Genomic DNA, 12,483 nt, shown 5'->3' on the forward strand with positions numbered 1-12,483 from the left:
ATCCAGGAGATGAGACTCCTCCATCAGAACCGGAGGACCCGAGTGATCCAGGAGATGAGACTCCTCCATCAGAACCGGAGGACCCGAGTGATCCAGGAGATGAGACTCCTCCATCAGAACCGGAGGATCCAAATGATCCAGGAGATGGTGAATCCCCATCAGGTCCGGAGGAACCTGAAAAACCGCAAGATGATAAAGTGCCTGGAGAGGATGAAAATCCAGGAGCGGGTAAAGACAAAGGTAAAGATGACCGAGGTAAAGGGAAGCTTAAAAACGGAAACGATAATCAATTAACAAAAGGTAAAACTGAAGGTAGAAAATTACCCAAAACAGCGACAGCTACTTATAGCTGGATACTTGCTGGTCTCGTTTTACTGCTGGCAGGATTAATTGTATTTGTCGTGCAAAGAAAACGGAGATCGAGATAGGAAAAAAATTTGCTATACCAATTAGGGTATAGCAATTTTTTAATCCCTTTAATAGAAGACGGAAGCAAGTTTCTTACTTATTCATGAATTTATAATAGAATAATATAAAAAGTTTGGTGAAATCGTTTGCGCAAACTTTGAGTTTAGTATATTATAAATAATAGAGGTTGTGCAAACGATTTCGCAAGTTTTGTAAAACCTACGATATGGAAAGGAGATATCATACTTAAAACAAAAATCATTCTTTTTTTGGCATTAAAGAAAGCGTTTTAGTAGTTGCTAGGGGGCAAATGGTTTAGGTTATCAACATTAAAAATGAGAAAGAGGAGATGTAAGAATGAATACAATGAATTGGAAAAAATTCACTTTAAGCATGTTTATGGTTGCAGTTCTATTTCTAGCAGCTTGTAGTGGTGGAGAAGAAGATACATCTGATTCATCCGATTCAACAGATGGAGGGGATAGTACAGGATCCGCTACATTAGAAGTTGGCGTAGAAGAAGGCTATGTCAGTTTTATAGAAGAAATAGCTCCTGCGTTTGAAGAAGAACATGGTGTCACGATTAGTATTTCCGAAAAAGACATGTTCGACACATTGGAGGCGCTGCCATTAGATGGTCCGGCTGGACTTGCACCGGACGTTATGATTGCTCCTTATGACCGTGTTGGAAACTTAGGCCAACAAGGGCATTTAGCGGAATATACGTTTCCTGAGGATGAAAGATATGATGAAACAGACCAAATGCAAGTGACATTTGAAGAAAAGATTTACGGCGCACCATTCGTTATTGAAGCATTAGTCTTTTATTATAATAAAGATTTACTAGATGCGGCACCGGAAACTTTTGAGGAGTTGGAAGCTCTAACAGATGATGAGCGTTTTGCATTTGCTTCTCAGAGCGGTAAGAGTACGGCATTCTTGGCAAATTGGTTGGATTTCTATAGCACGTATGGATTACTTGCGGGACATGGTGGCTATGTGTTTGGACAAGACGGTACAGATCCGACAGATATTGGCTTAAATGACTCTGGAGCAATCGAAGGGATTGCGTATGCGACAGAATGGTTCCAGGATGTATGGCCACAAGGGATGATGGATGCCACATCAGCAGGAGATTTCATTGATGCACAGTTCACGGATGGAAACGCTGCAGCTATTATCGGTGGACCTTGGCAAGCTGCCAACTATAATGAAGCAGGCGTTAATTACGGCGTATCAGCTATTCCTACTCTACCAAATGGTGAAGCTTACCAGCCATTTGCCGGTGGGAAAGCCTGGATCATTAGTAAATATGCAGAAGATCAAGAACTGGCAGAAGAATGGTTGACTTATGTGACAAATGAAGCTAATCAACAAACATTATATGATATGCGAGCAGAAATCCCAGCTAACAATTTCACGAAAGAAGAAGTCAGTCAAGGGGATAACGAGTTAACGTCTGCGGTAATTGAACAATATAACACTTCTATTCCAATGCCGAATATTCCTGAAATGGCGGAAGTCTGGACAGGTGCTGAAACATTAATGTTCGATGCAGCATCTGGAAATAAAACACCGGAAGAATCTGCAGATGATGCAGTAAAAGTCATTCAAGAAAATATCGAACAAAAATATCAATAAGGAAAATAATGTAGCGGCAGGGGCCTGATTGGGCTCTGCCGGGCATTTGGAAAAGGGAGTGACATGGTTGTGGAACATACAGAGGACGGGAAGAAGAGAATAAGAACAGCGACATGGCTCTCGGTCATTCCAGGAATAGGTCAGTTTTATAATAAACAAACATTTAAAGGTGTTGTCTTTCTAGCTATATTTGCTTTGTTTATTTATGAAATGATTGTGTTTGGCTTTGAGGCATTTACTGGTATGGTTACATTAGGGTTAACACCAGGCGAGGATCACTCTTTATTCTTGCTTATCGAAGGCTCCTTGCAATTTCTGTTGACGGTTATATTCCTCTTGTTTTATGCAATTAATATTTATGATGCGAAGAAAGTGGCAATACGAATCGTTCAGGAAAAGAAAATCAATAAAACGGCGAAAGATACTTTGAAGAATGTGTATCATAATGGGTTCCCTTACTTGTTTACGATACCAGCATACTTAGTCATGATTTTTGCAATTATCTTCCCTGTTTTAGTTACGATCTTTATCTCATTTACGAACTATGATTTCTATCATATACCACCAGCTAGTTTAATTGATTGGGTTGGGTTTGATAACTTTATCAATATGTTCTTCCTCAGCTCCTATCGTGATACATTTATCGCTGTACTCGGTTGGACAATCATTTGGACACTCAGTGCGACTACATTGCAAATAGCGATCGGTATATTCACGGCTGTTGTATTAAATCAAAAGTTCATTAAGTTTAAACGCTTATTTGGAATCATATTCTTACTTCCGTGGGCGGTACCTGCATTCATTACGATTATGAGCTTCTCCAACATGTTTAATGACAGCTTGGGAGCCATTAATACACAGGTTATTCCATTTATCAATTCACTGATTCCGTTCATCGATTTGGGATCATTGCCATGGAAGACGGACCCGTTCTTTACGAAGATTGCCATTATACTCGTTCAGGGTTGGTTAGGGTTCCCTTATATTTATGTGTTGGTATCCGGAATCTTGCAATCTATTCCAGAAGAGCAATATGAATCAGCAAAAATTGATGGAGCTGGTCCAATTGGCCGCTTTCGTCATATTACACTTCCAACGATATTAATGATTGCGGCACCAGTGTTTATTACACAGTATACTTTTAATCTTAACAACTTCAATATGATTTACCTCTTTAACGAAGGAGGACCAGGAAGTATCGGGGCTGGGGCGGGTTCGACGGATATCTTGATTTCATGGATATTTAAGCTTACAACTGGAACCTCACCACAATATTCAATCGCAGCAGCAGTAACATTATTTATTTCGATATTTGTCATTGCGATTGCGTTAGTTGTATTTAAAAAGACAAAAGCATTTGAAATGGAGGATTAACGATGAGTAATCTATTGCGATCCCAAAAATCTTCCCGATTCTTTACAAAATTTTTCACGTATGCATTTTTATTACTGTTATCTGTTATCATCTTGTACCCTTTGTTGATCACAGCAAGTTCAGCATTCAAAGCCGGAAATATCTCTGCCTTTGATTTGAATTTCGATGCAACATGGACATTGGATAACTTCAGCAGATTATTTACAGAAACACTATATGGCGAATGGTATATTAATACGTTAGTCATCGCCTTCGTCACGATGTTTGTCCAAGTGACACTCATTACTTTGGCTGGTTATACATTTAGCCGTTATCGATTTATCGGACGTAAAAAAAGCTTGATGTTTTTCTTACTCGTGCAAATGATACCAACCACTGCTACCTTAGTCGCCTTCTATGTGATGGCACTCTTGTTAGGTGCACTCGATCAAAGTTGGTTCTTAATATTCCTTTACATCGGTGGAGGTATTCCGATGAATACATGGCTGATGAAGGGCTATTTTGATACGATACCGTATGATTTAGATGAATCGGCGAAACTGGATGGTGCCGGTCATTTCCGGATATTCGCGCAAATCGTGCTGCCAATGGCAAAACCGATGATTGCCGTTCAAGCATTATGGGCATTTATGACACCATTTGGTGAATATATGTTAGCAAGGTTCCTACTCCGTTCACCGGAGAATTATACGGTGGCGATTGGATTACATACATTCATCAGTAATCCGCAAGAACAGAAAGTAGCGCTCTTTGCTGCAGGGGCAATCTTGATTGCAATACCGATCAGTATTTTATTCTTTATGTTGCAAAAGAATTTCGTTTCCGGTTTAACTGCAGGCGGAACAAAGGGATAATTGATTTAAATAATAGAAATGAAGTGAGTAGAGATGAAAACAGATATTTTCCCATTAAATTACTTTACAAGCATATTCAGGCCAACTAACATGTTTACGGGGAGACATCAATTAAACTGGTTTCAAATCATCATCGTGTTTCTCTTTTTAAATGGTTTGATTTTGATTCCGGTGTCGCTTAATTTTGCGAAAATGGATACGTTCCAAATTGATGATACGTATCCATTTGCGTTTGAATTAATTGATGATACAACCGTGAATTCATTGGAAAGTGCAACGTTCTCCGAGGGAGAAATGGAGCATGCTCCTACCTTCTATCATGAGAAAGCAACTGGCGTGATTGGTGGGAACTTATCTGAAGAGGAAGCGGAAGAAGCGCTGGAGAAGGAGAATGCAGTTCTCTTCCAAGTGGAAGGCATAACAATCAAAGAAGCGGGAGAGCCAATTGCAACGATTAAATATACCGCGGATTTCGATTTGTCCGGCGTAACCGATGAAAAAGAACTGAAAGCAGCCATTTCAAACCAATGGTTTACTCAGAATAAAGCAATTGTTGTTGGTGGCTTGCTGTTTGCAGTATTTAATATTACCTTTGCGAGCTTGCTCTTTTTTGTAATCGGTGCCTCATTCTTCATCTATTTAACGAAAAGAGGCCAAACCTCATCAATACGGACCTATAAAGAATCTGTCAACCTCATTGTAAATACACTAGGGTTGGCAACCTTAATCGCAATGATCGTGGGGTTGTTAGGATTTGATATTATTGTCATTATCATGACACAGTCAACAGCTCTAATCTTCGTTCTGCTCGCCGTATTTTATCAGACTCATTTCAGTGAGGAGTACGTTGCAAGGAAACAACAACAGAAAACACAGAATCAGTAAGGGAAGTTAGTCGAGTATAGATGCGGAGTGAAATGGAAAATGGTCACAATAAAAGACATAGCAAAGGCAACAGGTGTATCACCTTCAACGGTCTCTAGAGTAATTGCCGATAATCCAAGGATAAGCCCAGATACCAAGAAGAAAGTACGGAAAGCAATGAAAAAATTGGGTTATCATCCGAATATCCATGCGCGCAACTTAGTTGTCAAATCGACAAAAGCAATCGGTGTTATCTTGCCATCATCTGCTGATAAAGCATTGCAAAATCCATTCTTCCCGGAAATATTGCGGGGAATTGGTTCAGTCACACATAAAAAGCAATATACGATGATGCTATCCAGCGGACAAACAGAGGAAGAAATACTTGCAGAAGTCAAACGCATGGTCTATGGAAGTTATGTCGACGGAATGATCTTACTTTATTCCCGGATGAATGATCCTGTGACACAGTTCCTTAGAGAAAGGGAATTTCCGTTTGTCGTTGTTGGAAAACCTTATGAGGGTATCAGTGAAACGACGCATGTCGATAATGATAATTTTTCAGCAGGTAAGGAAATTACAGAGCATCTTATTGAACAAGGTCACCAAAGAATTGCATTTATTGGTGGAGCACGTGATTTATTCGTAACAGTAGATCGTGAGGAAGGTTATAAGGCAGCACTGGCCGAGGCAGGATTAGAAAACAAAGAGGAATATCATATTCATACCGAATTTCTGAAATCAGGTGGAAGGGAAGCGGTAGAGAGTTTATTAACGTTGCCACATCCCCCAACAGCGATGGTCATCAGTGATGATTTAATCAGCTTAGGTGTTTTAAGCATGTTGGAAGATTCGGGACTTCAAGTTCCAAGGGATATTTCGTTAGCGAGTTTTAATAATGTATATTTATCAGAAATCACTCGTCCTGCCTTAACGACAATTGATATACAAATCTATGAATTAGGCGCACAATCAGCTAAAGCGTTAATAGAAAAGACGGTAAACAAAGCTGAACCAGCAAAGCGAATTATCATTCCGCATAAGGTCATTTATCGTGAATCAGTAAGTGAATATAAGGGTGAGTGAGTACGGAACATGTCGTGCTCCGTGCGTATGGAAGTACAGAAACCCTAGAGAATCTAGCAAAAAGATAAACAAAGGAGGAATCGTAGGATGTCAACAATCCGTGTTGCCGTCATCGGCTGTGGAAGTATTGCACAACACCGCCACTTAATCGAATATAGTAATAACCCCCATGTGGAGATTGTCGCTGTTTGTGACATTAATGAAGCAAGAGTAAAAGAAACTGCTGAAAAATATCATGCGAAAGCCTATACAAGTTATGAAGCATTGCTTGGATCAGAAGCTATCGATGCAGTGAGTGTCTGCCTTCCTAACTATTTACATGCGCCAGTAACTATAGCTGCTTTAAACACAGGTGTTCACGTGCTATGTGAAAAACCGATGGCAACCTCTTATGAAGAAGCGGAACAGATGATTGAAGCGGCCAAGAAAAATAATAAAAAACTGATGATCGGTCATAATCAGCGCTTCGTTTCTTCTCATCAAAAGGCAAGAAAGTTAATTGAACAAGGTGAAGTTGGAGAGATTTATAGTTTCCGAACGAGTTTTGGCCATGGTGGACCGGAAGGCTGGAGTGCAGAAGGAGCGGACAGTTGGTTCTTCAAAAAAGATCAGGCTTTTATCGGAGCGATGGGTGATCTAGGCGTACATAAAGCAGATTTACTCCGTTATTTATTAGGTGAGGAATTTGCAGAGGTTGGAGCTTTTGTTGAAACGAATGCCAAAGTAAATACCGATGTCGATGATAACGCAACGTTGATTTTAAAAACAAAAGGCGGGATTGTTGGGACCCTCGCAGCAAGCTGGGCATATACAGCAAAAGAAGATAATTCAACGATTATTTATGGGGAGAAGGCAACGTTACGGCTTGAAGATGACCCGGAATACTCTCTCATTGTGCAATACAATAATGGAGAGGTAGTGAAGTATGAGTTGGATGGTATTCAATCGAATGAAGATGGCGGGCAAACAACGTCACATACAATCGATCATTTCGTCGAATCTATCCTTCAAGATACCAATCCATTAATTGATGGGGAGGAAGGCAAGAAATCATTGGAAGTGATTCTAGGTGCTTTAGAATCGGTGGAAACGAAACGGATTATTAGTTTGGAGAAGTGAAATGATGCAGAAATTGAAAATGGGAATCATTGGAGCTGGTGGGATAGCGCAAGATCGTCACATCCCAGCCTATCAAGCATTATCAGACAAAGTAGAAATTACCGCTATACAAGACCTTAAAATTACAAAAGCAAAAGAAGTAGCGGAAAAGTTTACTATCCCTAACGTGTTTACTGATTATGAAGAACTATTCGAAGTCGTTGATGCAGTTACAATTTGCACACCGAATAAATTTCATGCAGAAATTTCTATCGCAGCATTAGAAGCAGGAGTGCATGTCTTATGTGAAAAACCGATGGCCATTACCACGGGAGAGTGCGATTTAATGATTGAAGCAGCTAAGAAAGCGGATAAATGTTTGAGCATTGCATATCATTATCGTTTCCTGGAATCTGTTCAGCTGGCAAAACAAACGATGAAAGAAATCGGTGATCCGCTTGTAACGAGGGTCCAGGCGTTAAGACGCCGGAAAGTTCCAGGCTGGGGTGTGTTTACGAATAAGGAATTACAGGGCGGTGGAAGTCTGATTGATTGGGGCTGTCATTTTTTGGATACAGCACTCTGGCTTTTAGATGAGCCAACCGCCGTAGAAGTCGCAGGGACGACCTATAACATATTAAGCAAAACACCAAATCAGCTTAATGAGTGGGGTACCTTTGATCATGAATCGTTTGAGGTGGATGACCATGTATCCTCCTATATTCGATTTGAAAATGGAGCCTCTATGCTATTTGAATGTTCCTGGGCAGCAAATATAAAGGAAGATACGACAAATGTAAGCATATCCGGTTCAACTGGTGGGCTAAGTGTATTTCCATTTGAATTCTATCAACCGAAACATGGAGCATTCCTGACGACGCAAGCAAAAGTGGAGGAAGACCAAGAAAAAGCAGGATTGCTTCAAGCTAAAAATTTTATTGAAAGTTGTCTCGGGGAAGCGGAATTAGTGAATAAACCCGAACAGGCTAGAACTGTTACCAAAATAATCGAAGCCATATATAAAAGCAGTGAAATTCAATCAAGTATAAAATTAATTTAACTGGAGGCAATATCCATGAAATTAGGCGTATTCACCGTATTATTTTCTGAAAAACCTTTTGAACAAATGTTGGATCATGTAAAAGATGCTGGCCTGGATGCAGTTGAAATCGGTACAGGCGGAAATCCGGGAACTGCTCATTGTAATGTGGATGAATTACTCGCGAGTGGGGATAAACGGAAGGAATTTATTGATAAAGTCCATTCAAGAGGCTTAACAATCAGTGCGTTCAGCTGTCATGATAATCCAGTTTCCCCAAATAAAGAACATGCAGAAAAATCCCATGATGCATTCGTGAAAACGGTGAAACTTGCTCAAATGCTAGATGTACCAGTCGTTAACACGTTTTCTGGTACTCCCGGCTCACATGAAGATTCGAAGTACCCTAACTGGCCTGTAACACCATGGCCAACTGAATACACGGATATTCTAAATTGGCAATGGGAGAAAAAATTGATTCCTTATTGGAAAGAGCAAGCTCAATTCGCGAAAGATCATGGGGTGAAAGTCGGATTGGAACTTCATGCAGGTTTTCTCGTGCATACTCCTTATACATTACTGAAGCTTAGAGATGCAACGAACGACGCAATTGGAGCCAATCTGGATCCAAGTCATTTATGGTGGCAAGGTATTGATCCGGTTGCGGCGATTAAAATATTAGGTAAGGAAAATGCGATTCATCATTTCCATGCGAAAGACACCTATATCGATCAAGATAATGTCAATATGTATGGTCTGACAGACATGCAGCCTTATGCAGCTGTCCAAACGCGGGCATGGAGTTTCCGTTCAGTCGGATACGGCCATAGCATGCAGGAATGGTCTAATATTGTTAGCGCGTTAAGGACGTACGGCTACGATTATGTTATTAGCATCGAACACGAAGACCCGATTATGTCCATTGATGAAGGCTTTCGCGCAGCAGTACGAAATTTGAAGGCGGTCAATATGGAAGAAGCTCCTGCTGATATGTGGTGGGCATAATATTCATGGCGTAACCAGTCGTTTAGAGAAAAATGAACATTGAAATCATGAACTAAAAAACTTTGAAAAATAAAATCTTAAAGGGAAAGTATTGTTGCTGGGACCTAACTATTCTAACAAGGATTAATTCCGAACAACTCTGCTAACTAGCTCCGTATATTCCCGGAGCGGCAGTTGACGCTTTCTATAAGTTGTTCGGATTTATCAACAATCGATAAAGTTAGTCTCAGGCGCTCAAGGAGGAACAGTATGACTAGCCAGTGGTGGAAAGAAGCGGTAGCCTATCAAATTTACCCGCGAAGTTTTATGGATTCAAATGGAGATGGCGTCGGGGATATACAAGGAATCATTTCAAAATTGGATTATTTACAAGATTTAGGGATTGATGTCATTTGGATCTCGCCGATCTATCCATCTCCGAATATTGATAATGGATACGATATTAGTGATTACCAAGGGATTTCAACTGAATTCGGAACGATGGAAGATTTTGATGAATTGCTGCGGGAGGTACATTCCCGGGGGATGAAATTGATTATGGATCTTGTCATCAATCATACATCGGATGAGCATGAATGGTTCATTGAATCCCGTTCATCCAAGGACAATGCCTACCGTGATTATTATATTTGGCATCCAGGAATAAACGGTGAAGCCCCAAATAATTGGGAATCTATCTTTGGGGGATCAGTCTGGGAATATGATGAGAAGACTGGAGAATATTACATGCATGTTTTCGCCAGTAAACAACCGGATTTGAACTGGGAAAACCCGGAAGTTCGCCATGATTTATATAAAATGGTGAATTGGTGGCTCGATAAGGGGATCGATGGTTTCCGAGTCGATGCAATTTCTCATATTAAAAAAGTTCCCGGTTTTCCGGATATGCCGAATCCTGACAACCAAAAATATGTTCCATCGTATGAGGGGCATATGAACCGACCTGGAATTGAAGTTTTCCTCGAGGAATTGAGAAAAGAAACGTTTGATAAATACGATATTATGACTGTCGGAGAAGCAAACGGGGTCAAAATTGAACAAGCAGATGCATGGGTTGGCGAGGAGGATGGCTTTTTCAATATGATCTTCCAATTTGAACACTTGGATCTATGGGGCAAGAGTGCAACAGGCGGGCTCGATATGCAAGGGCTTAAAAAAACGCTCAGCAAATGGCAAAAAGGTCTGGATGGTGTCGGCTGGAATGCCCTGTTCTTAGAAAACCATGATCAACCCCGCTCTGTTTCTACGTGGGGAAATGATACGGACTTGCGGGAAAAATCGGCAAAAAGCTTTGCAACCATGTATTTTTTAATGCAAGGGACACCGTTTATTTATCAAGGACAAGAAATTGGGATGACGAACGTCGCATTTGATTCCATTGATGATTATAATGATGTGGCAATAAAAAATCTTTATTATGAGGAACGGGAAGCAGGCAAGAGCCATGAAGAGGTAATGAAAATCATCTGGAAGAATGGCCGGGACAACTCCCGAACACCGATGCAATGGAATAGTGGGGAAAACGGCGGATTTACAACGGGAACACCATGGATGAAAGTAAACCCGAATGTGAAGGAAATAAATGTAGAAGAAGAGTTGAAAAATCCTGAATCGATTTATCATTACTATAAAAAGTTGATTGGGTTGCGTCGTGGAAATGAAACACTCATCTATGGAAGCTATGAACTTATTCTAGAAGGGCATGAGCAAGTATATGCCTACGTGCGAACGCTGGGGCATCAGAAGTATATTGTTTTGACAAACTTATCAGATGGTACCGCAGATGCCCAATTCCCTGAAGATTTAACAGGGAAGCAGGCGAAATTGCGATTAAGCAACTATGAGGTGGAACAGATTCATGAAACACTGGATACGATGACACTTCGTCCTTATGAAGCCCGAGTGTATCAGATAAAATGAGGTGTTGATTGATCATTAATTAATATAAACTGGAGCAGCCTGTTCCATTTCATATGAAAGGGAGTGCATCTGGATGAACGAGTTGATGATAGGTATAGATATTGGAGGCACAACTGTAAAAATCGGCCTAATCAATCATGATGGGGAAATTTTAGTTAAATGGGAAATTCCAACGAATAAAGATAATGCGGGTCAGGCAGTTATAAATGACATATGGACATCGATAACGGAAATGATAGCAAAACATAAAATAGAAAATGAAATAATAGGAATTGGTGTGGGCGCTCCTGGTTTTATAAACCCAGAAACCGGAATCGTGGAAGAGGCTGTAAATATTGGTTGGAAAAATTTCAATTTGACAGAAGAACTGCACCGATTATGCAATTTACCTGTATTTATAGAAAATGATGCTAATTTAGCGGCATTAGCTGAGAACTGGAAAGGGAGCGGCAACTCTGCTGAAAACCTTATTTTCATTACGCTTGGCACCGGGGTTGGTGGTGGAATTATCGCGAATGGAGAGATTTTGAACGGAACGAATGGCACTGCCGGTGAAATTGGCCACATTCTGGTTGCACCAAACGAATACCGCTGTAATTGCGGAAGAGTGGGATGTTTGGAAGCAATAGCTTCAGCAACGGGAATTGTGCATATGGCCATGGATCATATAAATAAAGCCCCTCATGGTGTATTGGCTGCCTGTTATAACCAACGTGGTATGCTGGAAGCGAAAGATGTTTTTGATTGTGCAATGGCTGGGGATGAAGCGAGTCAAAGGATTATTAATCGGATGGCAGAAGCATTAGGTATGGCAATGGCAAATCTGGCAGTTACAATCAACCCCAGTCACATTATAATTGGCGGTGGCGTCTCTAAAGCAGGGGAGCCACTGCTTGCCAAAATAACAGCTGCCTTTAAAAAGTATGCCCTCCCTAGAGTAAGTGATTGTTGCGAAGTGAAGCTTGCACAATTGGACAATGATGCAGGGATGATTGGGGCTGCTTACCTTGTGAAAAGTTGGTTTGAAAAGCAGGGGATTTAAGAATGCTAAATTTATTAGAATGATAGAAGAGGCTGGGACATAACTAGCCAAAAATAATAAAAAAAGAATCCAAGTCATTAAAATGCGGCTTGGATTCATTTTTGATAGAAATTTATCATCGTTATTTATTTTTTTGGAGTTTTTGGCGGTGA

General features: G+C 40.5%; 11 protein-coding genes. All 11 read left to right on the plus strand.

All coding sequences use genetic code 11. From position 1 onward, the window contains the following. Window positions 1–428 (plus strand): LPxTATN C-terminal sorting signal domain (locus LZD48_RS18985; RefSeq protein WP_310739876.1); only part of this gene is annotated, 428 nt, incomplete at its 5' end. Between the two features lie 346 nt (window positions 429–774). Next, window positions 775–2,049 (plus strand): extracellular solute-binding protein, encoded by a 1,275-nt coding sequence (locus LZD48_RS18175; protein WP_235764114.1) that lies wholly within the window; start codon window positions 775–777, stop codon window positions 2,047–2,049. Window positions 2,050–2,112: 63 nt separating this feature from the next. After that, on the plus strand, window positions 2,113–3,423 hold the full coding sequence (locus LZD48_RS18180) for a carbohydrate ABC transporter permease (protein ID WP_235764105.1): 1,311 nt from the start codon (window positions 2,113–2,115) through the stop codon (window positions 3,421–3,423). Window positions 3,424–3,425: 2 nt separating this feature from the next. Continuing rightward, window positions 3,426–4,277: a sugar ABC transporter permease gene (locus LZD48_RS18185; protein ID WP_235764106.1), complete on the plus strand. Its 852-nt coding sequence runs from the start codon at window positions 3,426–3,428 to the stop codon at window positions 4,275–4,277. A 33-nt stretch (window positions 4,278–4,310) separates the two neighbouring features. Further along, entirely contained in the window at window positions 4,311–5,162 is an 852-nt protein-coding gene (locus LZD48_RS18190; protein WP_235764107.1) for a DUF1189 domain-containing protein, read from the plus strand. A gap of 39 nt (window positions 5,163–5,201) precedes the next feature. Then, on the plus strand, window positions 5,202–6,227 hold the full coding sequence (locus LZD48_RS18195) for a LacI family DNA-binding transcriptional regulator (RefSeq protein WP_235764108.1): 1,026 nt from the start codon (window positions 5,202–5,204) through the stop codon (window positions 6,225–6,227). 87 nt (window positions 6,228–6,314) lie between these two features. Next, entirely contained in the window at window positions 6,315–7,346 is a 1,032-nt protein-coding gene (locus tag LZD48_RS18200) for a Gfo/Idh/MocA family protein (protein ID WP_235764109.1), read from the plus strand. A 4-nt stretch (window positions 7,347–7,350) separates the two neighbouring features. Continuing rightward, window positions 7,351–8,385, plus strand: coding sequence for a Gfo/Idh/MocA family protein (locus LZD48_RS18205; RefSeq protein WP_235764115.1), 1,035 nt, complete (start codon window positions 7,351–7,353; stop codon window positions 8,383–8,385). 15 nt (window positions 8,386–8,400) lie between these two features. Next, complete coding sequence (locus LZD48_RS18210; protein WP_235764110.1) at window positions 8,401–9,369, plus strand: sugar phosphate isomerase/epimerase family protein; 969 nt, start codon at window positions 8,401–8,403, stop codon at window positions 9,367–9,369. A 249-nt stretch (window positions 9,370–9,618) separates the two neighbouring features. After that, on the plus strand, window positions 9,619–11,289 hold the full coding sequence (locus LZD48_RS18215) for a glycoside hydrolase family 13 protein (protein WP_235764111.1): 1,671 nt from the start codon (window positions 9,619–9,621) through the stop codon (window positions 11,287–11,289). A gap of 73 nt (window positions 11,290–11,362) precedes the next feature. Beyond that, window positions 11,363–12,331 (plus strand): ROK family glucokinase, encoded by a 969-nt coding sequence (locus LZD48_RS18220; RefSeq protein ID WP_235764112.1) that lies wholly within the window; start codon window positions 11,363–11,365, stop codon window positions 12,329–12,331. Window positions 12,332–12,483 lie beyond the last annotated feature (152 nt).

Source organism: Oceanobacillus alkalisoli, assembly GCF_021556485.1.
Lineage (GTDB): Bacteria > Bacillota > Bacilli > Bacillales > Amphibacillaceae > Oceanobacillus > Oceanobacillus alkalisoli.